At 64.4% G+C, this 22402-nt stretch carries 21 protein-coding genes; 8 read left to right on the forward strand and 13 right to left on the reverse strand.

Annotation, left to right across the window (positions count from 1 at the left end):
- The first annotated feature begins 9 nt into the window (after window positions 1–9).
- Entirely contained in the window at window positions 10–414 is a 405-nt protein-coding gene (locus AC2FL1_RS11280) for an acyl-CoA thioesterase (RefSeq protein ID WP_496876981.1), read from the forward strand.
- Here the strand turns inward: AC2FL1_RS11280 and gph are convergent.
- Both gph and AC2FL1_RS11290 read right to left on the reverse strand, forming a co-directional pair.
- A complete protein-coding gene (gph, locus tag AC2FL1_RS11285) occupies window positions 396–1052 on the reverse strand; it encodes a phosphoglycolate phosphatase (RefSeq protein ID WP_496876982.1) in 657 nt (218 codons plus the stop codon). The two genes, AC2FL1_RS11280 and gph, sit on opposite strands and share 19 nt — an antisense overlap.
- A gap of 296 nt (window positions 1053–1348) precedes the next feature.
- The gene (locus AC2FL1_RS11290; RefSeq protein WP_496876983.1) at window positions 1349–2269 is read right to left on the reverse strand and encodes an MBL fold metallo-hydrolase; all 921 of its coding nucleotides are present in this window, start codon (window positions 2267–2269) and stop codon (window positions 1349–1351) included.
- A 184-nt stretch (window positions 2270–2453) separates the two neighbouring features.
- Here AC2FL1_RS11290 and hemP point away from each other — a divergent pair, with 184 nt between their 5' ends.
- Window positions 2454–2621 carry a hemin uptake protein HemP gene (gene hemP / locus AC2FL1_RS11295; RefSeq protein WP_496829086.1) on the forward strand — a complete coding sequence of 56 codons (168 nt, stop codon included), beginning with the start codon at window positions 2454–2456 and terminating at the stop codon, window positions 2619–2621.
- The gene (locus AC2FL1_RS11300; protein ID WP_496829084.1) at window positions 2618–3061 is read left to right on the forward strand and encodes a hypothetical protein; all 444 of its coding nucleotides are present in this window, start codon (window positions 2618–2620) and stop codon (window positions 3059–3061) included. The genes hemP and AC2FL1_RS11300 overlap by 4 nt, the downstream gene beginning before the upstream one ends.
- A 4-nt stretch (window positions 3062–3065) precedes the next feature.
- Here AC2FL1_RS11300 and AC2FL1_RS11305 read toward each other — a convergent pair whose 3' ends face one another.
- From AC2FL1_RS11305 to AC2FL1_RS11340, 8 genes are all read right to left on the reverse strand, one after another.
- The gene (locus AC2FL1_RS11305) at window positions 3066–6122 is read right to left on the reverse strand and encodes an aminotransferase class III-fold pyridoxal phosphate-dependent enzyme (protein ID WP_496876984.1); all 3057 of its coding nucleotides are present in this window, start codon (window positions 6120–6122) and stop codon (window positions 3066–3068) included.
- 116 nt (window positions 6123–6238) lie between these two features.
- Window positions 6239–7111, reverse strand: coding sequence for an NAD(P)-dependent oxidoreductase (locus tag AC2FL1_RS11310; protein WP_496829080.1), 873 nt, complete (start codon window positions 7109–7111; stop codon window positions 6239–6241).
- A 95-nt stretch (window positions 7112–7206) separates the two neighbouring features.
- Window positions 7207–7596, reverse strand: coding sequence for a Cu(I)-responsive transcriptional regulator (gene cueR / locus AC2FL1_RS11315; protein ID WP_234143077.1), 390 nt, complete (start codon window positions 7594–7596; stop codon window positions 7207–7209).
- Window positions 7597–7606: 10 nt separating this feature from the next.
- Window positions 7607–10093 carry a heavy metal translocating P-type ATPase gene (locus tag AC2FL1_RS11320; protein WP_496876985.1) on the reverse strand — a complete coding sequence of 829 codons (2487 nt, stop codon included), beginning with the start codon at window positions 10091–10093 and terminating at the stop codon, window positions 7607–7609.
- Window positions 10094–10174: 81 nt separating this feature from the next.
- A complete protein-coding gene (locus AC2FL1_RS11325; RefSeq protein WP_496876986.1) occupies window positions 10175–10930 on the reverse strand; it encodes an SDR family NAD(P)-dependent oxidoreductase in 756 nt (251 codons plus the stop codon).
- Window positions 10927–11853, reverse strand: coding sequence for an SDR family oxidoreductase (locus AC2FL1_RS11330; RefSeq protein WP_496876987.1), 927 nt, complete (start codon window positions 11851–11853; stop codon window positions 10927–10929). The genes AC2FL1_RS11325 and AC2FL1_RS11330 overlap by 4 nt, the downstream gene beginning before the upstream one ends.
- Window positions 11850–12752: a bile acid:sodium symporter family protein gene (locus AC2FL1_RS11335; protein WP_496876988.1), complete on the reverse strand. Its 903-nt coding sequence runs from the start codon at window positions 12750–12752 to the stop codon at window positions 11850–11852. Before AC2FL1_RS11335 ends, AC2FL1_RS11330 begins: the two co-directional genes overlap by 4 nt.
- Window positions 12749–14065, reverse strand: coding sequence for a flavin-containing monooxygenase (locus tag AC2FL1_RS11340; protein WP_496876989.1), 1317 nt, complete (start codon window positions 14063–14065; stop codon window positions 12749–12751). Before AC2FL1_RS11340 ends, AC2FL1_RS11335 begins: the two co-directional genes overlap by 4 nt.
- 115 nt (window positions 14066–14180) lie before the next feature.
- On the opposite strand from AC2FL1_RS11340, the gene AC2FL1_RS11345 reads away from it, so the two are divergent.
- A complete protein-coding gene (locus tag AC2FL1_RS11345) occupies window positions 14181–14795 on the forward strand; it encodes a TetR/AcrR family transcriptional regulator (protein WP_496876990.1) in 615 nt (204 codons plus the stop codon).
- Window positions 14796–14863: 68 nt separating this feature from the next.
- Here the strand turns inward: AC2FL1_RS11345 and AC2FL1_RS11350 are convergent, their stop codons facing one another.
- Window positions 14864–16312 carry a sulfatase family protein gene (locus AC2FL1_RS11350; RefSeq protein ID WP_496876991.1) on the reverse strand — a complete coding sequence of 483 codons (1449 nt, stop codon included), beginning with the start codon at window positions 16310–16312 and terminating at the stop codon, window positions 14864–14866.
- Between the two features lie 18 nt (window positions 16313–16330).
- Window positions 16331–17893, reverse strand: coding sequence for an AMP-binding protein (locus tag AC2FL1_RS11355; protein WP_496829063.1), 1563 nt, complete (start codon window positions 17891–17893; stop codon window positions 16331–16333).
- A 325-nt stretch (window positions 17894–18218) separates the two neighbouring features.
- Between AC2FL1_RS11355 and rpsA the strand changes: the two genes are divergently transcribed.
- Window positions 18219–19895: a 30S ribosomal protein S1 gene (gene rpsA / locus AC2FL1_RS11360; RefSeq protein WP_496829061.1), complete on the forward strand. Its 1677-nt coding sequence runs from the start codon at window positions 18219–18221 to the stop codon at window positions 19893–19895.
- Window positions 19896–19980: 85 nt separating this feature from the next.
- Here rpsA and AC2FL1_RS11365 read toward each other — a convergent pair whose 3' ends face one another.
- Window positions 19981–20892 (reverse strand): glutaminase, encoded by a 912-nt coding sequence (locus tag AC2FL1_RS11365; RefSeq protein WP_496876994.1) that lies wholly within the window; start codon window positions 20890–20892, stop codon window positions 19981–19983.
- Window positions 20893–21252: 360 nt separating this feature from the next.
- On the opposite strand from AC2FL1_RS11365, the gene ihfB reads away from it, so the two are divergent.
- The 3 genes from ihfB to AC2FL1_RS11380 form a co-directional block, all read left to right on the forward strand.
- Window positions 21253–21537 carry an integration host factor subunit beta gene (gene ihfB, locus AC2FL1_RS11370; RefSeq protein WP_011046553.1) on the forward strand — a complete coding sequence of 95 codons (285 nt, stop codon included), beginning with the start codon at window positions 21253–21255 and terminating at the stop codon, window positions 21535–21537.
- Between the two features lie 6 nt (window positions 21538–21543).
- A complete protein-coding gene (locus tag AC2FL1_RS11375) occupies window positions 21544–21897 on the forward strand; it encodes a lipopolysaccharide assembly protein LapA domain-containing protein (RefSeq protein WP_496829202.1) in 354 nt (117 codons plus the stop codon).
- Between the two features lie 8 nt (window positions 21898–21905).
- A partial coding sequence (locus tag AC2FL1_RS11380) for a phosphoribosylanthranilate isomerase (protein ID WP_496876992.1) occupies window positions 21906–22402 on the forward strand: 497 nt, incomplete at its 3' end.

Consider the following 22402-nt stretch of genomic DNA (forward strand, 5'->3'; position numbering starts at 1 on the left):
GGGCGCCAGATGAGCTTTACCACCGAAATCGAAGTCCGGTTCAAACATTGCGATCCGGCCGGCATCGTGTTCTTCCCGCGCTATTTCGAAATGATCAACGACGTGGTCGAAGACTGGTTCGCCACCGATCTGGGCCTGCCGTTCCACGAGTTGGTCCAGGAAAACGGCGCCCCCACGGCGCAGATCCAGGCCACCTTCACCGCGCCCTCGCTGCATGGCGATGTGCTGAGTTTTCGGCTGACGCCCACCCGGATCGGCAATTCCAGCCTCGATTACGAGCTGACCGCCCATTGCGGCGACGAATTGCGCCTGCGGGCCAACGCCACGCTGGTGCATGTGGCCCGGTTGGGCCGCTCGCTGGCCTGGCCCCAGGCCATCCGCGACCGCGTAGCGGCTCAGATCGCCAGTGCCTGACTGGCCAGCTCCGGTAAGTCGCTGAAATCGGCAAAGGCCGCCCGATGTGGCAACTCTGCAACCGGCCGCTTGCGATAGCCTTCGGTGAACAGCAGAAAGGGGATCTCGGCGTTTTGTGCGGTTTCCGCATCGACCTCGCTGTCACCCACATAGATGCGGGGCAGCTCCGGAAGGGCGGCAAAGGCCGCATGCAGCATCTCGGGGTTGGGCTTGCGCGTGGGCAGGCTGTCGCCGCCGATCACCACGTCAAAGAACCGGGCAAGCCCGAGATCGGCAAGGACATGGCGTGCGGGTTCGATTGGTTTGTTGGTGCAGATGCCCATTGCGGCGCCGCGTGCCTTCAGAGCTTCGAGTGCGACTATCACACCCGGATAGGGGCGTGTCAGCTCTGATCCTGCCCGATTGTATTCAGCCAGCGTGGCGGCAGTCAGCGTGTCATGACGTGTCTTGTCGAGGCCGAGATGGTCGATCACCCGCGCCACCAGATGCGGCAACCCCTTGCCGACAAACGAAGTGACCGTGGCCAGATCGAGCGCGGCCAGCCCTTCGGCCGCCAGCATCCGGTTCACGGCGGCGGTGATGTCGGGCGCGCTGTCCACCAGCGTGCCATCAAGATCGAAGACAAGGGCAAAGGTCATGGGCAAACTCCGACTGTGCCTCGATCCCTGTCAGAGCGTGGCGGCAACGGCAAGCCCGTATGAGCGGTTCTGACGAACCGCCCATGCCTCCGGCGGAGGTATTTTTGAACAGAAGAAAGGAACTGTTAACGTTAATGCGCCATTCTGACCGGGCGGTACAGGCGGAGGCGCCGATGGCCGTAACAGGAGAAGGCCCCCTGCCACATGCGCAGGGGGCTGACCTTTTGATCCACCAGTCTTCTTCTGTTCAAAAATACCTCCGCCGGAGGCAGCCCGCGCAGCGGGCTTTGTCGCGCTCAGCCCTCCAACGGGACGAACCTGTATCCGTCTTCGGCGGCTTCCACATGGCCCATGCCGCCCTCGGGCAGGTGATAGCCGATCATGGTCATGCGTTCGCTGGCAAGGCGCTGCATCAGGCGGACCCGGGTTTCGGCCCCCATCGCGCGATCCTGATCCGCGCCCGACGGCCAGTGTGGGCGGGCAAAGGCAAGGTGATGGTTGCCGATCGCATCACCCACCACCATCAACGCATCACCGCCTTCGCGGATCTCGAAGGACATGTGCCCGGGCGTGTGTCCGAAGGTCGCGGTCGCCGCAACGCCAGGCAGGAGCTCGTCCCCATCCTCGAAGGTCTCGAGGGTTTCCAGCGCTTCCAGCCGCCGCGCGGCGCCCACGGCGAACGAGGCGCGGTCGGCACCGATCTGATCGATGGTCGCCGGATCCAGCCAGTAGTCGCGCTCGATCCTGCCGATCAGGTGGCGGGCATTTGCGAAAAGCGGGTCGTCGAAATCGTCGAGCACACCCCAGAGATGGTCCGGGTGACCATGGGTGAATACAACCTCGGTGATGTCGTCGGGGGTAAGGCCAATGGCGTCCAGCGCATCGACAAGCTCGCCGGCGCTGTCCTGAAAGCTCGCACCGGACCCTGCGTCGAACAGGATATTGCGTCCGTCACTCTGCATCAATGTGACGTTGCAGTCGGGCCGCAGCGTATCGCCTTGCAGCCCATAGCGCGCCAGCAGCGCAGGCAGCTCCGCCTGCGGCATCGGATCGAACATGAAACCGGCGGGCAGCACCAGATGGCCATCCGAGAGGCTGATGATCCGGGCCGCGCCGATATGGGTTTCGGCTGCCGACCACAGCCGCAACGGAGTCGCGGTTGTTATGGCAAGGCCGGCGCCGAGGCGGCCGAGCAGGGTGCGTCTGGTCAAGGTCATGAAAGTCTCCTTCGGAAACATTCTGACATTCATGGACATGAATTACAATTGATGAGATTTCGGGAGCGGAGGGTGACTTGACAAAGGTGACTAAAATAGTCAGTTTTTGAATGTGCGCAGCCATCGGAGTCTCCGTCAGCCAGCGATAAACAGCGACGCCATTTGCCGATACGGAGACAGTGACATGACGATCCATAGCGCCACCCCCACCGCCGATCCGGTCTTCCAGATCCTGCCCTCCCACAAGGCCGAGGACCTGACCAAGGGAGGAAATCTTGCCCATATCCGGCTTGGCGACCAGCTATATACCCTGCGCATCACCCGCGCGGGCAAGCTGATCCTGACCAAATGAGTTCCGCGTCTCACCGGGGGGCCGCCGCCGTCGGGCATCTGGCTGACCTGCCCGCGCTCGAAGCCTCGGTCGTGCATTGCCTGCGCTTGTGGAGCGATGCGGCCGAAGGGCGCGCGGCCCTGCCCGAGGGACGCTCGGCCGAGTTGTTGAAACAGATATGCGGGCTTTGCGCCTCTTACGGGCGGCGCCCATTGATGCGGCATGGCCTCGGTTGCGCCTGTCTGGGGGCGGACGAGGCCTGCTTTGCCCATATGGTGGCCGCCGCCGCCACCGGCGCGCGCGAGGATGCGCTGATGCTGGCCGCACTGATCGTCCGGCCCGATCTGGCCCCGGCGCTGGTGGCGCTGGGCGAGCAATTGGGACTGGCGTTGAACCGCCGACCCATGGTCGGGGCGGCGAAGAATCGCACGTTAGAGAGCCGCGCAGGGCGTTTGCACTAGCCTGCTAGCAGCAACCACAGCCCGCGTGATGGTGATCGTGATCGCAGGTCGGGGTAGGCGCCCAGTCGCCGACCTCGGCCAGCACCGTGCGCAGCGCCCACAGGATCATCTCCACATCCTCGGCCTCGATGGTCAGGGGCGGGCGGATCTTCAGGATATTGTCCTTGGGCCCTTCGCTGCCGATCAGGATGCGGTGGTCGCGCATCCGGTTCTTGACGTATCGGCAGATCTCGGTCCCCTCGGACCCGTCGGGGTTGATCAGCTCGACCCCCAGGAACAGCCCCATGCCGCGCACATCGCCGACACAGCCAAATTCACCCTCCAGCGCGCGCAGCCCGGTCATCAGCCGCTCGCCCATCAGGCGCGCGTTCTCCTGCAGGCCTTCGTCATCGACGATATCCAGCACCTCCTTGCCGATCCGGCAGGACAGGGTCGAGCCGCCAAAGGTCGAGAAATACTCGATCCCGTTGTCGAAACTTTCGGCGATCTCTTTCGTCGTCACCAGCACGCCCAGCGGATGCCCGTTGCCAATGGGCTTGCCCATCACCACGATATCGGGCTCGGCGCCCTGATGTTCAAAACCGAAGTAGTAGTCACCGAGCCGTCCCAGGCCGGTTTGCACCTCGTCGGCGATACACACCCCACCCGCCGCGCGGATCTTGTCATAGACCGCTGCAAGATAGCCCTTGGGCGGGATGATCTGGCCTCCGACGCTGGGAAAGGTCTCGGCGATGAAACCGGCGACTCCGTGGCCCTTGTCCTGCAACCGGGCGATGGCGATCTCGACGAGATCGGCGAATTTCCGGGCGCGCTCCGCATCGTCGCGCTTGAAACGGCCGCGATAGTCGTCGGCCACCTCGACCAGTTCGACCCAATCGGCCTGCCCCACGCCGCCCGGCTTGTTGAACTTGTAGGCCGAGATGGCGATCGCGCCGGTGGTATTGCCGTGATAACCGTGATCGGGCGTCACCATGCCGATGTTGCCCGTATGTGCCCGCGACAGGCGCAGCGCCAGCTCGTTCGCCTCGGTGCCGGAGTTGACGAAGAAACAGACCTCGAACCGCTCGGGCAGCTTCGACAGCACCTTGTCGGCGAAGGCCAGTTGCGCCGGATGCAGGTATCGGGTGTTCGAATTCATCCGCTTCAACTGATCCGCCGCCACCGCCTGAATGCGGGGATGGGCATGGCCCACATGGGGCACGTTGTTATAAGCGTCCAGATAGGGCCGGCCCCATTCGTCGAACAGGTGATGTTTCCAGCCGCGCACCAGCATCACCGGATCGTCATAGGTAAGGCTCAGGTTGCCGCCGAAATGCGCCCGCCGCCCGGCCAGCACGGTGGCCTTGTCGGTGGGGCGATAGAACACCTTGTCATCGGGCAGGTTCAGCAGAGCCGCCGGGTTCGGGCAGACCGCGTGCCACAGGTCCATCTCGTCCGGGTCGCCGACGCCAGGCCAGTCTGTCTCCATGCCCTGCGTCGTCAGGGCCAGCTGGAAATGCACATGCGGCGCCCAGCCGCCGTTTTGGCTGGCATCTCCCAGCCGTGCAAAACCGGCCCCCTGCGCCACCGGATCGCCCGGTTTCAGCCGGTCGCAGACCTCGGGGTCGAGATGGCCGTAGAGTGTATAGAACGCATCGCCCTGCGGCGTCTCGTGATGCAGGATCACCACCCCGCCATAATCCAGATGCCCGGTGCGGTTCTCGACCACTTCGACCCGACCGCTGAGCGGCGCGTGCAGCACGGTTCCGGCGGGGGCAAACACATCCACCGCCAGATGCACCGTGCGCCGGTCGCTGGCCTTCCACGGTCCCTTGCGGAACCCCTGCTCGGCATAAATCAGGCGCGGCTCGTTGTAATAGCCCAGCCACAGGCCGGTGCCAAACTCCTCGCCCACGCGCGCGGCCTCTTCCAGCGGCATGTGAAACGGGTTCTGCGGCCAGGTCGAATTCTCGACCGAGAGTGAGCCCATCGGCGCATTCTCCAGATCGGTGCCGAACATCTGCGCGAAACGGCCCCGGTGCGCGTCCAGATAGGCCTGCACCCGTTCGGCCCCATCGGCCACCGGCAGGCCGCAGGCCACCCGCAACCGCGCCGCCATCAGCCCGCCATTGACCGAGGTGTTTTCCAGGAACCGCCAGGCCGGGGCCTGGCTGATCGTCACATAGGGGTCGTCCGGGTTCCGGGCCGCCATCAGGGTCGAGTTCACCACCGACACCGCCAGCCGCATCCTGAGAAGCGGCCAGATCAAGTCCACCTCTGCCGCGCTCAGCCGGTTGGCGGCATGATACCCGCGCACCAGTGCCGCCAGCGCCCGTTCGGGCTTGGGGTGATCCAGCACCACATAGGCCCCGGCAATTGCCAGGTCGCAGACGCGTGGCGCGGCACACATGTCGCCCAGGTCGATCAGGCCCGAGACCTTGCGGGTCTCGTTCAGCCCACCCTCGACCAGGATGTTGTAATCGTTGACGTCATTGTGGATCGCCTGCACCGGCAGGGCGGCCAGTTGGTCGCGCAGCCCGGAGAATTCAGCGGCAATCTCCGTCAGCAACGCCCGCCGTGCCGGATCGGTAATCGCCTGCAACTCGGCATCGATCCAGCCCGCCTGCATCAGGTTCCATTTGAAATCGCGCGCCAGCCCGTCATGCGCGAACCCCTCCAACGCCCGGTCGGTGGCGCCCAGCACCCGGCCGAGTTTCAGGATCAGCTCTTCGGAATGCGGCAGAGCCTGCGCATAGCAACGCCCCGGCAGACGCTCAAGCAGCCAGACCCGGCGCGGCGCGCCCGCCTCATCCGCGACCTCGGGCAACATCGTCCCATCGAGCGCGGCAAACACCTTGGGAAAGGGCAGGCCCGGCGCCACCTCGGCGATGCGATCCAGCGCGGCGACCTGCATCTCGACCAGCCCTGCCTCGCAGCCGGGCCGCATCACCTTCAGCACATAGTCCCGCCCGTTGTGGGCCCGGGCCAGAAAGTTCAGGTCATATTCGCCATCGAGCCGTTCGAGAACCGCCTCGATCCCCCAATGCACCCGCAGGGCCTCTGCCCAGAACTCCGTCAGCACTGCCGCACTCCCATCACATTCCTGCCGAGGCGGTCATTGCCCCCCGGTTCTTCATTTCGCCAAAAAATACTCCGGGGGAGTCCCCGCAGGGGACGGGGGCAGCGCCCCCTTTTCCCTCAGTCCAGCTTGCGCAGCCGCGCCAGCAGGCTCGAGGTATCCCAGCGCCCGCCGCCCATCTTCTGCACGTCCTTGTAGAACTGGTCGACCAGCGCCGTGACCGGCAGGCTGGCGCCGGTCTCGTTGGCGGTGTCCAGGCAGATGCCCAGATCCTTGCGCATCCAGTCCACCGCGAATCCGTGGGTCCAGTGGTCGTCCAGCATGGTCTCGTATCGGTTGGCCATCTGCCAGCTGCCGGCGGCGCCCTGGCTGATCACCTCGACCACCGCGCGGCCGTCCAGCCCCGCCTTCTCGGCGAAATGCAGCGACTCGGCGAGGCCCTGCACCAGGCCTGCGATGGCGATCTGGTTGCACATCTTGGTGACCTGGCCGGCGCCGCTCTCGCCGATGCGGCGGCAGATGCGGGCATAGGCGGCGATCACCGGTTCGGCGCGGTCGTATTCAGCCTGATCGCCGCCGCACATGACCGACAGCACCCCGTTCTCGGCCCCCGCCTGACCGCCCGAGACCGGTGCGTCGACAAAGCCCACACCGCCGTCCTTGGCTGCGGCATGAAGCTCGCGTGTCACCTTCGCAGATACGGTCGTATGGTCGACGAACACGCTGCCTGCCGCCATGCCTGCCAGCGCGCCATCCGGCCCGGTGCAGACACTGCGCAGGTCGTCATCATTGCCGACACAGGCCATGACGAATTCGGCGCCTTCGGCGGCTGCGCGCGGCGTTGTGGCCATGGCGCCGCCATGCTGGGCCACCCATTTTTCGGCCTTGGCGGTGCTTCGGTTATAGACGGTGACGTCGTGGCCTGCGGATTTCAGGTGCCCCGCCATCGGATAGCCCATCACGCCCAGGCCAAGGAATGCTACTTTTGCCATCTCCGGATCCTCTCTCGTTATCCGGCGGCGAGTGTCCCCCGGCTTGTTCCCGACAGAGACAAAGCAAAGCTTGTGGCAAAGGGCAAGCCCGCGCGTCAGTCCGTCCCGCCCAGATCACGCAGGATCGGGCAATCGGGCCGGTTGTCGCCCGCGCAGGCATCGACCAGTTCTGTCAGGGTGTCGCGCATGGCGATCAGGTCGGTGATCTTGGTCTCGATCCGGGCCAGATGATCGCGGGCCACCTGTTTGACATCGGCGCTGGCGCGGCTCTGATCCTCGTAGAGCGCCAGCAGGGTGCGGCAGTCCTCGATGGTAAAGCCCAGCGCCCGGGCCCTGCCCAGAAAGGTCAGCTTGTGCAGGTCCTGTTCCCGAAACCGGCGATAGCCGTTCAGGTCGCGCTGGGGCGTGATCAGGCCGATATCCTCGTAATAGCGGATGGTCTTGGCGGGCAGGCCGGTGCGGTTGGCGACATCTCCGATATTCATGCCGGTCTCCTTACTCTGCCGGGGCGGGGGCGACCGCCGGGGGTGGGTTGGTCGCCTGTCGCGAAGCGGGCAGGGCGGCCCGCACCCGCCGCAGGCGCAGGGCGTTGGTGACGACAAAGACGCTCGACAAGGCCATCGCGCCCGCCGCCAGCACCGGCGACAGCATCGGCCCGCCAAACGGATAGAGCACGCCCGCCGCCACTGGGATAAGCAGCACGTTATAGCCAAAGGCCCAGCCCAGGTTCTGGCGGATGTTGCGCATGGTGGCGCGGCTCACCTCCAGCGCATTGGCCACGCCGCGCAGATCGCCCGACATCAGCACCACATCGGCCGCCTCGATGGCCACATCGGTGCCGGTGCCGACCGCGATGCCAGTATCGGCATGGGCCAATGCGGGGGCGTCGTTGATGCCGTCGCCGACAAAGGCCAGCGCGCCATGCTCCGTCCGCAGCGCATCCAGCGCCGCGACCTTGCCCTCGGGCATCACCTCGGCGGTGACCGCGTCGATGCTCAGTTTCGCCGCCAGCGCCTGTGCCGTGCGGGTGTTGTCGCCTGTGATCATGGCCACGCTCAGCCCCATCTGGTGGAACCGCTCGATGGCCTCGACCGTGCCGGGTTTCACCGGGTCCGAGACCGCCAGAACCGCCGCCGCACGGCCCCCGACCGACGCATAAAGCGGCGTCTTGCCCTCTGCGGCCCAGCCCGCCCCGATTTCGGCCAGCGAGCCCAGGTCGATACCTTCGCGGACGAACAGCCGGTCGGCGCCGACCAACACGTCCTGGCCCTCGACCGTGGCGCGGGCACCCAGCCCGGTCAGGCTCTGGAACCCGTCCACCGTAGGCACGTTGCCCTTGGCCGCGCGGGCAATGGCCGAGGCAATCGGGTGTTCCGATTGCGCCTCGACGGCTGCCGCCAGCCGCAATACGCCATCACGGTCAAACCCTTCGGCGGGGCTCAGATCGGTCAGTTCCGGCCGCCCCAGCGTCAGCGTGCCGGTCTTGTCGAAGGCAATCACCTTTGCCTCTTGCAGACGTTGCAGCGCGTCGCCCTTGCGGAACAGCACGCCCAGTTCGGCGGCACGTCCCGTGCCCACCATGATCGAGGTCGGGGTCGCCAGACCCATGGCACAGGGGCAGGCGATGATCAGCACCGCCACGCCCGCGACCAAGGCATGACCCAGTGCGGGCGAGGGACCAAAGGCCAACCAGACCAGCACCGTCAATGCAGCAACCCCCATCACGATGGGCACGAACCACAGGGTGATCCGGTCGACCACCGACTGGATCGGCAGCTTGGCGCCCTGTGCCTGTTCCACCATGCGGATGATCTGGGCCAGCACCGTGTCCGCGCCCACCTTTTCGGCGCGCGCGCGCAGGGCGCCGGCGCCGTTCACGGTGCCGCCCACCAGCGTGTCGCCGGCGGATTTGGTCACCGGCACCGGCTCGCCGGTGATCATGCTCTCGTCCACATGGCTCTGCCCGTCCAGCACCACCGCGTCTGCCGGGATGCGGTCGCCGGGACGGATCAGCAGCGTGTCGCCGGGCTGGATATCGGCGATAGCCACCTCGACCGGCTGGCCATTGCGCTCGATCCGGGCATGGCGGGGTTGCAGGCCGACCAGCGCCTCGATGGCGGCACCGGTGCGCCCGCGCGCCCGCGCCTCCAGCCAGCGGCCCAGCAGGATCAGCGCGACGATGACGGCGGCGGCTTCGTAATAGACATTGGCGGTGCCGGCGGGCAGCAGGCCGGGGGCGAAGGTTGCCACGAGAGAGAATCCATAGGCGGCACCAGTTCCCATTGCGACCAGCGCATTCATGTCGGGGGCACCGCGCAGCAGGGCCGGGAAACCCTTGGCATAGAACACTCGACCGGGGCCGAGCAGCAATACCGTGGTGAGCGCAAACTGGATAAGATAACTGGCCTGTTGGCCGATGGTCGCCATGATCCAGTGATGCAGGGCGGGGATCATGTGCCCGCCCATCTCGATCAGGAAGACAGGCAGCGCCAGCAGGATGGCCAGCAGGGTCTGCCGTTTGAGCATCGCAGCCTCGTCCGAGGGCTCCTCGCCCCCGTCCTCGGCGCCTCCCTCGGGGCGGGCAGCATAGCCCGCAGCGGTCGAGACCGCCGCCAGCGCCACCGGATCGGTGCTGCCGGTGACATAGCTGACCCGCGCGGTACGGGTGGCCAGATTGACCTGCGCCGCAACCACGCCGGGCGTGGCGTTCAGCGCCCGTTCGACCCGGCCCACACAAGAGGCGCAGCTGAGCCCTTCGACCGTCAACGTGGTTTCCGACACCTCGGCCGGATAGCCCGCATCCGCCGCCGCCTGGGTCAGCGCGGCGACCGGGCTGTCATGGTGGACCTGCGCCGTCCTGGTGGCAAAGTTGACCGAGGCCCCGGCAACCCCCGGAACCGCCAACAAGGCGCGTTCCACCCGGCCCACACAGCCGGCGCAGCTCATGCCCGTGATCTTCAGCGATGTGGTTTGTGCTGACATGCGACTCGTCCTTGTCCTCTGATCATCCCTCAGATGGGGCTTCCAGTCACGGGAAGGTCAAGAGGGGTGCCGGGAAAATTCTCAGCCGCGTCCGATTTTACTTTCCATCAACCGTTGATAGAGGCCCGGCGACAGCCGGTTGATCCACCAGGCCAGCCATGCCACCCGGCCCACCGGGATCATGTCGCGGCCCCGGTCGAGGCCGTGCAAAATGGTCGCCGCTGCCGCCTCGGGCGTCATGTAGTCCATCCCGTCCGTGGCCGAGCCGGGCCGGGCGATGCCGTCGGGCTGCGCCTGCGCATTGCCCAGATTGGTGGCCACAAAGGACGGCGCCGCGATTTGCACCCGCACCCCATGCGCGCGCTCCTCGGACCGCAACGATTTGAAAAACCCCTCCAGAGCGTGTTTGGACGCGGCATAGGATGTGCGGCTGTATAGCGGCGCGAACCCCGCCACCGAGGAAATCGCCAGATGGGTGCCGCGCGCCTGCCGCACGGGCGACAGCAAGGCGCGGGCCATGTTCACGGCAGCGAAATAGTTGATCTCGAACACCCGGCGATGGCTGGCCTCGTCACTGTCTGCAAACAGGCCGATCTGGGTGATGCCGGCATTATAGACGGCAAGGTCCACCCCTTGCGGCCCGCTGGCAAGGGCGCAGGCCGCGGCCAGCTGGCCGGGATCGGTGAGGTCGCATTGAATGACGCGCTGGGTCTCGCCAGCCTCGATGGTCGAGATATCGCGATCGAGCAGCGTTACATGCCACCCGCGCGCTTGCAGCGTATCCGACAGCGCCCGGCCCAACCCGCCAGCCCCCCCTGAGATCACCGCCCGCTTCACAACCCCACCTCGCGCCGCCAGAGGTCGAAGACCTCGGCGCTGGTCAGCTCGGGTGTATAGCCGAACACCTGTTTCAGCGCGTCATTGGCCAGCACCGGGCGATATTGCAGGAACCGCACCTGTTCGGGCCCATAGCGCGACAGACCCAGCGGCCGCGCGAGCGCGAGTGCCGCTTTCAGGCCACAGGCTGGCAAGCGCAGCACCGGCTTGCCCAGGGCGTGTGCAAGGTCCGAAACCCCCATCACCCCATCGCCCGCCACGTTGAATATGCCCGCTGGCCCATCTCCCGCTGCCCGCGCCAGAATACGGGCCAGATCGCGGGTCCAGATAAAGACAAACGGGCTTTCCGATCCGCGCACCGCCAGCAGGCGGGGTTTGTGAAAGAGGGCGGTAATCTGGTTCTCGGTGCCCGCGCCCAGAACCGTTCCCACCCGCAGCACCACCTGTTCCAGCTCGGGCGCGCTCTGGCGCGCCTGGGCCAGCATCTCCTCGACCTGGCGTTTGTGATCGGCATAGGCGAACTCGGGATTGCCGCGCAGCGGGTCGCTTTCGCGCAGCGGCACCGGGTTGTCGGCGTGATAGCCATAGGCCGCGCCTGACGAGGTGACCACCAGTCGCCGCACCCCGTGCGCCAGACAGGCTTCCAGCACCGCCCGCGTGCCGCCGACGTCGACGCGATGGGCGACCTCGCGCGCCACACCGGGTGACACGATAGAGGCGAGGTGAATGACCACATCCGGCTGAACCTTGGCAATAACCCGGTCAGGGTCATCGCCCGTCACATCCATCTTGAAATAGGGCATACCCTCGGGCAGCGGATCGGGTCGCGCAAGGTCAGTGGCAAAGACCTGCTGGCCGGACAGTTCGGCCAACAACGCCTGTCCCACCATGCCCGCCGCACCGGTGATCAGGATGCGGCTCATCGTCTGGCCTCGGTCCGCGACATCAGCATGGCCAGCCCAAGGCCCGAGATCGCGTGCCAGATCCCCCAGAACGCTGCTGCGACCGCCATGCCGCCCAGCCCGTTGAAGAACGCAAAGATCAGCACGAGGCCAAGGCCCGAGTTCTGGATACCGGTTTCGATCGTCACCGCGCGCCGGTCGTAAGGGGACAGCCGGGTCAGAGTGGCCACAACCCAGCCGCCCCCCAGAGCCAGGGCATTGTGAAGGATCACAAGCCCGGCGACAGCTCCGGCGAAACTCAGGAAGTACCCCCAATTTGCAGCCAGAGCGAGTATGATGAACGCTATGAAAATCCCCATCGACAAGAGTTTCAGCGGCCGCCGAAGCCGGGCGGTCAGGGCAGGGCGGCGCATGTTCAGCGTCACGCCCAGGATCAGTGGCAGGATCAGCATCAGCCCGACCGTGATGGCGATCTGCACAGGGTCGATATGGGTCTCTTGCAGGATGGCGCGGGTCGGGGGATACAGGCTCCCCCACACAGCGATATTGGCGGGTGTTATGATAATGGCGCCCACGGTGGCAAAGGCGGTCATCGACACCGACAGCGCCGCGTTGCCGCCGGCCCGATGGGTGATGAAATTCGAGATATTGCCACCCGGACAGGCCGCCACCAGAATGAGGCCCAGCGCAATCGACGGGTGCGGCGCGGTCAGCCAGACCAATGCAAAGGTAAGCACCGGCAGCACCACGAATTGCGAGAAGAGCCCCACCAGCACCGGTTTCGGTCCGTGCGACAGGCGGCGGAAATCCTCGACCGTCAGGTCGATGGCGATGGAGAACATCACCACCGCAAGGATTGCGTTCAGCAGCATCAGCGAGGCGGGCGAAAAGTTCAGCAGGATATCGTCTATGCCGGTCATGCTCGCGTGTCCTTCAGCCGTTTGATCCATCCGGTCACCGCGCCGCGATAGGTGGCCTTGTCCACGTAATAGGCCATGCGCGCCAGCTTGAGGTAGTTCATGCCGCCGGTCGCCCGTTCAAAGCCTGCCGATTTCTCAGCCTTCAACTCTGCCGCCGCCTTGTTGCCCGTGCGCAGGCCCGTGATATAGCGCGCCACCATCTCGGCTTGTTCATGGCGGCCCTGCCAGCCCAGCCCGCTGGCCTCGATCATGCCCAGAACAAAGAGGTCGTCGCGCTCTGGATGCAGCGCGTTCAAGTAAAGATGCGGCGCGTCGCCCTGCCAGTTCAGCAGGTCGCGCTCGATGAACGGGTAAAACAGCTTGTAGCCCGTGGCCGCGAGGATCATGTCATAGGTCTCGCTGGAGCCATCGGCAAAGATCACCTGGCTTCCGTCGAGACGGTCGATATCGGGACGGATGCGCAGATCGCCATGTCCCGCGTGATATAGGACCAGCGAATTGACCACCGGGTGGCTTTCATACAGCTGGTAGTCGGGCTTGGGGAAGCCGTACTTCTGCGGATCGCCCACGAACCATTTCAGGATCATGCCATCGACCCGCCGTTTCAGCCACATGGGCAGCTTGATCATGCCGCCCAGCGTATCGGCCGGTTTGCCAAAGACATATTTCGGTACAAAGTAGTATCCGCGCCGCATCGACAGGTCGCACATCACCCCGTGATGGATCGCATCCACCGCGATGTCACAGCCGGAATTGCCCGCCCCCACGATCAGCACCCGCTTGCCATCGAATTGCGAGGGGTGGCGGTAGGCCGAGGAATGAATCAGTTCGCCGTCAAATGTTCCCTTGAATTCCGGCATGTTGGGCTCGGATAATGTGCCATTGGCGATCATCACCCCGGCATAGGTTTCCGTGTGCTCCCCCTCTGCGTCGCGCCACGTGACACGCCATCCTTCGCCCGGCCCGCCCAGCGGCTCACACCGCAGCACCTCGGCCCCGAAACGGTAATGTTCGCGCAGCCCAAAGCGGTCGGCGAAGGCGTTGAAGTACCGCTTCAGCTCTCGGTGCGAGGGGTATTCGGCGACCCTGTCCTCCATCGGGAAATCGGTGAACTCGGTCATCCGCTTGGAGGAGATCAGATGCGCGCTGTCATACATGGTCGAGCGGGGCCCGTCGATGTCCCACAGCCCGCCCACATCCGAATGCAGCTCGAACCCATCAAAGGCGATGCCCTGTTCCAGCATCACCTTGGCCATGGCCAGCCCCATCGGACCTGCCCCGATCAGGGCAAATCTGTCGCGCGTTTCTGTCATCGCTGTTCTCCCGTTGCTTTTAGATTGAACGATCGTTCAAAATAAGGCAAGATAATTTGCAAAAGGGATGTTTGTTTTGGAAAAACAACGGCAACGGGCGCCATCGGCGCGGTCCTTGCAGACCAGGGCGCGCATTCTGGATGCGGCGGAGCAGCTCTTTGCCGCGCGCGGATTCGAGGGCGCCTCGATTCGCGATATCGCCAAGGCGGCTGGGGTGCAGGGCGGGCTGGTGGCGCATCACGGCGGTAGCAAGGAAGAGCTGTTTCACCTTGTCGTCTCGCGCCGCGCGGGAGAGTTGTCGCGCATCCGGATCGAGGCGCTGGAGGCGGCGCGGGGGCGAGGCTCGCTCGATCTGGCGACCATCCTTGATTGTTTTATCCGGCCCTATGTGACGCTGGCTCGTGAGGGCGGACCGCATTGGGCCGCCTATGGGCGGCTGCTGGCGCATGTCTCGGCCGATCCGCGCTGGAGCGCGCTGGCGGCAGAGTGTTTCGACCCCACCGCGCAGCGTTTCATCGCAGAGATCGCCGCACTCTACCCCGATGCGGCACCGGGGCAGGCGGCGATGGGGCAGATCTATGCGGTTTCGGCGATGCTGGCCCATGTGTATTCAGCCTGGCGTCTGGACACGCTCAGCCCTGGGGCGGAGGAGGCGGGTACGGATCGGCTGATCGCTTTTGCCACGGCTGGAATTCACGCGGTCATGTCCAGGGTCGCGCCGGAAAAATGACATTTTTCCGGGCCGTTTTCCGGCGCGGAAAACGGCCGCCTGCCGTCAGCGCGCGCGTCGATGCGATGTCAGAGCGCGTCGCCCTCTTGCGGGACCGGTGTATGGTTGAAACTATAGCCGGTGCGGCAAGCCTCTTCCCCGCCCAGCTCTGCGATCCGACGTTGCTGATCGGCAAAGGCGCGGGCGTTCACCGCTTCGGGGTCGCAGATCGCATGCAGGCGGTGCTCGCCTTCGGCCAGCAGCGCGCGCAGGTCGGGATCTCCCTCGGCGCGCGGGGCTAGATCGGTCAGTTCCTGCGGGTCGCGCTCCAGATCGAAGAGTTGCGGTGTCTCGCCGACGTAGTGCACGTATTTCCAGCGCCCCCAGCGCAGCATGAACGTGCCGGTCCGTGAACCGCCGTCATGATATTCGCTGAACCCGGCCCGGTCGAGATCATCGGGCTCAGTGGCAATACTGCGAAGTGACAGGCCGGGCAGGTCCTCGCGCGCCGCAACTCCGCAGACCTCGCGCGCGGTCGCGGCGATGTCGGTGAGGCTGGTACAGGTCGACACGCGATGCCCTGCGGGGATGCCCGGCCCGGCGGCGATCATCGGCACGCCGGCACTGGCCTCGTACATCACCTGTTTGGTCCAGAACCCCTGGTCCCCCAGCATGTCGCCGTGGTCCGAGACATAGATCACCACGGTATTGTCTGCTTGTCCGCTGGCCTCAAGTGTCGCCAGCACCCGGCCCACGCAATCATCCATGAAGGAGGTAAGTCCGTAATAGGCGGCCTTGGCCTCGCGCATCTTCTGAGCGTCGAAATAGGTGTCATAATTGAAGAATTCGCCGATGTTGCGCAACTCGGCATGATCCGGCAGGCCCTGGCCATAGCCCACGGGCAGGTCCATACCGTCTGGATCATAGAGCGCGGACCATTCCTCGGGACAGGTCAGCGGGTAATGCGGGCTGACCAGCGACACGAAGGCGGCCCAGGGCCGCTCTTGCCGGGCCGGGTCGACCAGCCAGGCCTCGACCGCGGCGGTGATGGCGCGGTCATAGTCGGTATAGCTGCTGGCACCCACCCCGACATCCGCGGCCAGTTCAGCGGCGGCGTCATAGGGGGGCGGGTTCTTGCGCAGCAGACCCACGGCCCAGCCGATGCCGCCCACCACATGCATTGGCAGGATCTCCTGCGAAAATCCGTTGTCATCCTCGGACGAGCGGAAATGCAGCTTGCCGATGGAAACGACCTCGCGCCCGGCATCGCGCAGGTCATGCATCCAGCTGCGTGGCTGACCTGCATAGGGCGTGGCGCTGTCCCAATGGCCGGTCCTGTGGATCCAGTCGCCGGTGGCCAGCGCCGCCCGGGTCGGCACGCACATGGGCGAGGGGGTATAGGCGGCATCGAACATGGTGCCCCGTGCGGCCAGAGCATCGAGGTTGGGTGTCTTGACGATGGGATGCCCTGCACATCCCATCGCGTCCTTGCGATGCTCGTCCGAGATGATCACCAGCAGATTGAGCAGCTCTGTCATGTTCGGCCCCTGGTACCATCAGGAGTTTGCTGTCTGTGCATCGCGCAGCAAGCGACGCAAGATCTTGCCCGAGGCAGATTTCGGGATCTCATCCACCACCTGTAACTGGCGCACCTGCTTGTAATGCGCCAGCCGGGTGTCGAGATAGGTCTGCACCTCGGCCAGGCTTGGCCCGGCCTGACCGGCCGCGGCGACGACAAAGGCCAGCGGCACCTCGCCCGCCTCGTCATCGGGGGCGCCGATCACCGCCGCATCCGCGATGGCAGGGTGGGTCAGCAGCGCCGCCTCGACCTCGGCCGGTGCGACCTGGAACCCCTTGTACTTGATCAACTCCTTCAAGCGGTCGGTGATATAAAGGAATCCGTCCTCGTCGAAATGGGCGATGTCGCCGGTGCGCAACCAACCGCCCTCGACGATGGTGGCGCGGGTGGCGGCCTCGTTGTTGAGATATCCCTTCATTACCTGCGGACCCCGTATCCACAATTCTCCATCCTCGCCCTGCGGCAGGTCGGCGCCGGTCTCGGGGTCGACGATGCGGCACTCGGTGTTCGATATCGCCACGCCCGAGGCGCCCGGCTTGCCCTCTCCACGTGGCGAGACATGACTGACCGGGCTTAGCTCGGTCATGCCATACCCTTGGTTCACTTTTGCACTGATGCGCCCCCCCAGAGCCTCGGCCACGTCGCGGCCCAGCGGGGCTGCGGCGCAGAACACCTGTTCGACGCAGGACAGGTCGTAATTGGCCACCACCGGATGCTTGGCCAGCGCAATGGCGACCGGTGGAACGATCCAAAGCCGGGGCGTGCGGTACCGGGACACGCAGTCCAGATACTGCTCCAGATCGAAGCGCGGCAGTGTCACAAGACCGCCACCGCCGGTCAGGTATATGTTCATCAGCACCTGCAAGCCGTAGATATGGAAGAACGGCAGAAAGGCGGTGGTCATCTCGCCCGGGTTCAGGTCGGCAGGCAGCAGCGTCTGGTCGATATTCACCACGAGGTTGCGATGGGTCAGCATCACCCCCTTGGGCATACCGGTGGTGCCCGAGGAATAGGGCAGCACCACCACATGCTCGGCCACGTCGACGGGCACCTGTTGCTCAATCGGTGTGCCCATCAGCGCGCCGAATGACAGCATGCCCTCTGGCGCGTCTCCGACCACCACGATCCGGTCGACATCGGTGCCCTCGATTGCAGCGCGTGCAGTGTCCAGAAAAGCCGGAATGGTCACCAGAACCTGCGCCCCGGCGTCTTTTAGCTGATGATGTACCTCGGGCGCGGTATAGGTCGGGTTGATCGTGGTGATGGTGCCGCCGGCCCAGGCGACGCCGTGAAAGGCGATGCAATATTCCGGCAGGTTCGGCAGCATCAGCCCGACGCAAGTGCCCGCACCCATCCCGCGCTCGGTCAGGCCCCCGGCCAGGGCCTTGACTGCGTGGATGAATTGAGCGCCGCTATAGCTGCGCCCGCTGGGTCCATCGATCAGGATGGTCATCTTTGGGTCGATCCCCTCGAACACCCGTTCGGTGACGGTCTTGTCGCTCAGGGCGACATCCTCGAATCTGCTCTTGATAATGGTCATTTGAAATTCTCCCCCTGAAGCCGGGCGCTGCCCGGTCAGATCATGCTAGAGGCAGGCAGGTTATTTCCAAAGGAATAACACGGGGTGCCCGGCAAACGAACTTGCGCTTCGTTGCCGAACCTCCTATAGAGCGCACGTCGATAAGGCGATTTGAGCCATAAAATAATGAGACGAGCAGGGTCGGGAGCATCCGGCCCTCTTTGTTTTGTGGTAACAAGACCGGATCGTCTGACCAATCCGTGCCGCCCCGGCGGACATCAAACAAGACCGGCGGAGACAACCGCTCGGCCAGCAAAAACCGAACTGAAAAGGAAATCAACGCCGCATGGCTAACGCATCCATGGAGGAATTCGAAGCCCTCCTTAACGAAAGCTTCGAAATGGACACCCCCGAAGAGGGATCGGTTGTCAAAGGCAAGGTCATCGCGATCGAAGCGGGCCAGGCCATCATCGACGTCGGCTACAAGATGGAAGGCCGCGTCGAGCTGAAAGAATTCGCAAATCCCGGCGAAGCGCCTGAGATCTCGATCGGCGACGAGGTAGAAGTCTACCTGCGTGCCGCCGAGAACGCCCGTGGCGAAGCTGTCATCTCGCGCGAGATGGCCCGCCGCGAAGAGGCCTGGGACCGTCTGGAAAAAGCCTATGCCGACGACCAGCGCGTCGAAGGCGCGATCTTTGGTCGCGTCAAGGGTGGCTTTACCGTCGATCTGGGCGGTGCTGTGGCCTTCCTGCCCGGCAGCCAGGTCGACGTGCGCCCCGTGCGCGATGCTGGCCCGCTGATGGGTCTGAAACAGCCATTCCAGATCCTGAAAATGGACCGTCGCCGTGGCAACATCGTCGTGTCGCGCCGCGCCATCCTGGAAGAAAGCCGCGCCGAACAGCGCGCCGAAGTCATCGGCAACCTGACCGAAGGTCAGACCGTCGACGGCGTGGTCAAGAACATCACCGAATACGGTGCATTTGTTGACCTGGGCGGTGTGGACGGCCTGCTGCACGTCACCGACATGGCATGGCGTCGCGTCAACCATCCCAACGAGATCCTGAACATCGGCGAGACCGTCAAGGTCCAGGTGATCAAGATCAACAAGGACACCCACCGTATCAGCCTGGGCATGAAGCAGCTCCAGGAAGATCCGTGGGATCTGGTCGGTGCCAAGTATCCGCTGGAATCGGTGCATACCGGCCGCGTGACCAACATCACCGACTACGGCGCATTCGTCGAGCTGGAGCCGGGCGTCGAAGGCCTGGTGCACGTCTCGGAAATGTCCTGGACCAAGAAGAACGTTCACCCCGGCAAGATCGTTTCGACCAGCCAGGAAGTGGAAGTCATGGTTCTGGAGATCGACAGCGCCAAGCGTCGCGTGTCGCTGGGCCTGAAACAGACCATGCGCAACCCGTGGGAAGTCTTTGCCGAGACCCATCCCGAGGGCACCGTGGTCGAGGGCGAGGTCAAGAACATCACCGAATTCGGTCTGTTCATCGGCCTTCCGGGCGACATCGACGGCATGGTTCACCTGTCCGACCTGTCCTGGGACGAGCGCGGCGAAGACGCGATCCAGAACTATCGCAAGGGTGACGTGGTCAAGGCCGTCGTCTCCGAAGTCGATATCGACAAGGAACGCATCTCGCTGTCGATCAAATCGGTGGGCGGCGACAAGTTCGCCGAGGCCGTGGGCGGCGTGAAGCGTGGCTCGGTCATCACCGTGAACGTCACCGCGATCGAGGATGGCGGCATCGAGGTGGAATACGAAGGCATGAAATCCTTCATCCGCCGTTCGGACCTGTCGCGCGACCGTGCCGAACAGCGCCCCGAGCGCTTCTCGGTCGGTGACAAGGTGGATGTCCGCGTCACCAACGTCGACAGCAAGACCCGTCGTCTGGGCCTGTCGATCAAGGCACGCGAGATTGCCGAAGAGAAAGAGGCCGTGGAACAGTACGGCTCGTCCGACTCGGGTGCATCGCTGGGCGATATCCTGGGCGCGGCGCTGAAGGGCGACAACTAAGTCCTTCGCCGGCCTAAAGACAACAAAGAGCCCCGCAGGAGCGATCCTGCGGGGCTTTTCCGTTCTGACAGGGGCTTGATGTGGTCTATCCGAAAATCGACCAGCCCGTTGCCCGTGCCAGCTGTTCGACCGCCAGCGTGCCAAGAGCGGAATTGCCATGTGGGTTCAGCCCGGGCGACCAGACCGCGATCGAGGCCCGGCCAGGCGCGATGACCAGAATGCCACCGCCGACCCCACTCTTGCCGGGCAGACCGACGCGATAGGCGAAATCTCCCGACCCGTCATAGTGGCCGCAGGTCAGCATTAGAGCATTGATCCGGCGTACACTGGCGCGCGAGATCAGTGAAGGCGCGGTTTGGCCCCCGACGAGGAACCGGCCAGCCATAGCCAGTTGGCGCGCTGTCATTTCTATCGCGCATTGGTGGAAGTAGGTGCCGCAGGTCAGTTCCGGGCTGTTTACGAAATTGCCATGCGCCGCAAGGAAATGCGCCAGCGCCATGTTGCGGTGGCCGTGATCGGTTTCAGAGCGCGCCACAGACTCGTCGATATGGATGTTCTCATCATCCGCGGCGGCCCGCACGAAACGCAGGATTTCGCCCAGAACCTCTCGGGGTTGATGGCCCGCAAGAATTGCGTCGGTAACCACTAGCGCGCCTGCGTTGATAAACGGGTTGCGAGGTATGCCGCCCTCGTGTTCGAGTTGCAGGATCGAATTGAAGGGCTGCCCGGACGGCTCCCGACCGACCCGCTGCCAAAGCCTGTCTCCCAGTCGACCAAGGGCCAGGGCCAGGGTGAAGACCTTGGAAACCGACTGAATGGAGAACGGCGTATCCGCATGTCCCGCGGCAAAGCAGCGGCCGTCGGCCAGGGCCAGCGCGATGCCGAACTGGCCAGGGTCAACCGAGGCAAGTTCGGGGATGTAATCGGCGACACGGCCCTTGTCGGCGATGGCGAGCATCCCTGCCTCGATCCCCTCGAGAAGGGTGTTGTAGTCCATATCGTCGATATCTCCTCGCGCGTGGTTGGAAAGGCTCATACCTCTATCCTTGCCAGCTGGCAAAACCGAACTTGGTGCAGTGGCCTGGTTGAACGGGCCGACCTGTCGCTGGTGCGGAGTGCTGCGAATCAAGAGGCTTTGCATGCGCAGCAATCGGTCTTGGCAAGGCTCCGGCAGGGGGTCTCGTCCCGGAATCCGGGCCCATCGCCCTGCTGAATGACAGCTCTGTTGACGGTTAATTGTGGGCAAATGGCGAAATATGGCTTGGCCGCAATCGGTAACCTGTTTCCGCAGAAGGGTTTTCTGCCTATAGTCCCTGACATAAGAATGACGACCTTTGGCGTTGGGAGGGCCAGGCGCATGATCCGTTCGGAACTGATCCAGAAGATTGCCGATGAAAATCCGCACCTCTATCAGCGGGATGTCGAGCGGATCGTGAACACAGTGTTCGAAGAAGTCACCGATGCCATGGCACGCGGGGACCGGGTCGAACTGCGCGGCTTCGGCGCTTTCTCGGTCAAGAAGCGGGACGCGCGCATTGGTCGCAATCCCAGAACCGGCGATACAGTCCATGTAGAGGAAAAGCACGTGCCGTTCTTCAAGACCGGCAAGCTGCTGAGGGATCGCCTGAACGGAAAAGCCTGACCCATGATGCGCTATATTCGCTACGCCTTTCTTGCAACGCTTGGGATCGTGCTGGTTTCGGTGTCGCTGGCCAATCGCCAGATGGTGACGCTGAGCCTGCTGCCCGAAGACCTGGCCCATCTGCTGGGGGTCAACTTCTCGTTGACGCTGCCGCTGTTTCTGGTGGTGCTGGGGGGGATCGCGGCGGGCGTGGTGATAGGTTTCGTCTGGGAATGGCTGCGCGAGCACAAGCATCGCCGCACGGCGGATGTAAAGCACCGCGAGGTGCGTAAGCTCGAGCGTGAAGTCAAGTCGCTCAAGAAGAAGCAGAACGAGGGTAAGGACGAGGTCCTGGCGATTCTCGATGATGCCGCTGCCTGATCGCTGAAATGGGTGACGACATTCGCGTCAAGATTTGCGGGCTGACCGATCCAGAACAGCTGCGTGTCGCCGTTGAGGCGGGGGCGCGATACGTCGGCTTCGTGTTCTTTGCAAGATCACCCAGGCACCTGCCGGTGGACCGAGCGGTTGAACTGGCGGTGTCGGTCCCAGTTGGGGTGGCCAAGGTGGCATTGGTGGTGAATCCAACCGATGCGGACCTGGACGCCATCACCGCCGCCGTTCCGCTCGACATGCTTCAGCTTCACGGCAAGGAAAGTCCTGCGCGCGTGACCGAGGTGAAGGCACGCTATGGTCTGCCAGTCATGAAGGCGATCGGGGTGGCCGAGGCAGCCGATCTGGCGCAGATCGACCTCTATTCCGATGTGGCGGACCAGTTGCTGATAGACGCCAAGCCGCCGTCAGGTGCGGACCTGCCCGGTGGCAACGGGCTGGCCTTTGACTGGCGGCTGCTGGCGGGGCGGAAGTATTGGCGCAAGCCCTGGAT

The sequence above is a fragment of the Ruegeria sp. YKSF070 genome (genome assembly GCF_059612725.1).

What these genes read in the sequence shown, in the direction of transcription:
- AC2FL1_RS11280 (WP_496876981.1), top strand. Translation starts at nt 10, where the DNA reads ATGAGCTTTACCACCGAAATCGAAGTCCGGTTCAAACATTGCGATCCG.
- gph (WP_496876982.1), bottom strand. Translation starts at nt 1,052, where the DNA reads ATGACCTTTGCCCTTGTCTTCGATCTTGATGGCACGCTGGTGGACAGC.
- AC2FL1_RS11290 (WP_496876983.1), bottom strand. Translation starts at nt 2,269, where the DNA reads ATGACCTTGACCAGACGCACCCTGCTCGGCCGCCTCGGCGCCGGCCTT.
- hemP (WP_496829086.1), top strand. Translation starts at nt 2,454, where the DNA reads ATGACGATCCATAGCGCCACCCCCACCGCCGATCCGGTCTTCCAGATC.
- AC2FL1_RS11300 (WP_496829084.1), top strand. Translation starts at nt 2,618, where the DNA reads ATGAGTTCCGCGTCTCACCGGGGGGCCGCCGCCGTCGGGCATCTGGCT.
- AC2FL1_RS11310 (WP_496829080.1), bottom strand. Translation starts at nt 7,111, where the DNA reads ATGGCAAAAGTAGCATTCCTTGGCCTGGGCGTGATGGGCTATCCGATG.
- cueR (WP_234143077.1), bottom strand. Translation starts at nt 7,596, where the DNA reads ATGAATATCGGAGATGTCGCCAACCGCACCGGCCTGCCCGCCAAGACC.
- AC2FL1_RS11320 (WP_496876985.1), bottom strand. Translation starts at nt 10,093, where the DNA reads ATGTCAGCACAAACCACATCGCTGAAGATCACGGGCATGAGCTGCGCC.
- AC2FL1_RS11330 (WP_496876987.1), bottom strand. Translation starts at nt 11,853, where the DNA reads ATGAGCCGCATCCTGATCACCGGTGCGGCGGGCATGGTGGGACAGGCG.
- AC2FL1_RS11335 (WP_496876988.1), bottom strand. Translation starts at nt 12,752, where the DNA reads ATGACCGGCATAGACGATATCCTGCTGAACTTTTCGCCCGCCTCGCTG.
- AC2FL1_RS11340 (WP_496876989.1), bottom strand. Translation starts at nt 14,065, where the DNA reads ATGACAGAAACGCGCGACAGATTTGCCCTGATCGGGGCAGGTCCGATG.
- AC2FL1_RS11350 (WP_496876991.1), bottom strand. Translation starts at nt 16,312, where the DNA reads ATGACAGAGCTGCTCAATCTGCTGGTGATCATCTCGGACGAGCATCGC.
- AC2FL1_RS11355 (WP_496829063.1), bottom strand. Translation starts at nt 17,893, where the DNA reads ATGACCATTATCAAGAGCAGATTCGAGGATGTCGCCCTGAGCGACAAG.
- rpsA (WP_496829061.1), top strand. Translation starts at nt 18,219, where the DNA reads ATGGCTAACGCATCCATGGAGGAATTCGAAGCCCTCCTTAACGAAAGC.
- AC2FL1_RS11365 (WP_496876994.1), bottom strand. Translation starts at nt 20,892, where the DNA reads ATGGACTACAACACCCTTCTCGAGGGGATCGAGGCAGGGATGCTCGCC.
- ihfB (WP_011046553.1), top strand. Translation starts at nt 21,253, where the DNA reads ATGATCCGTTCGGAACTGATCCAGAAGATTGCCGATGAAAATCCGCAC.
- AC2FL1_RS11375 (WP_496829202.1), top strand. Translation starts at nt 21,544, where the DNA reads ATGCGCTATATTCGCTACGCCTTTCTTGCAACGCTTGGGATCGTGCTG.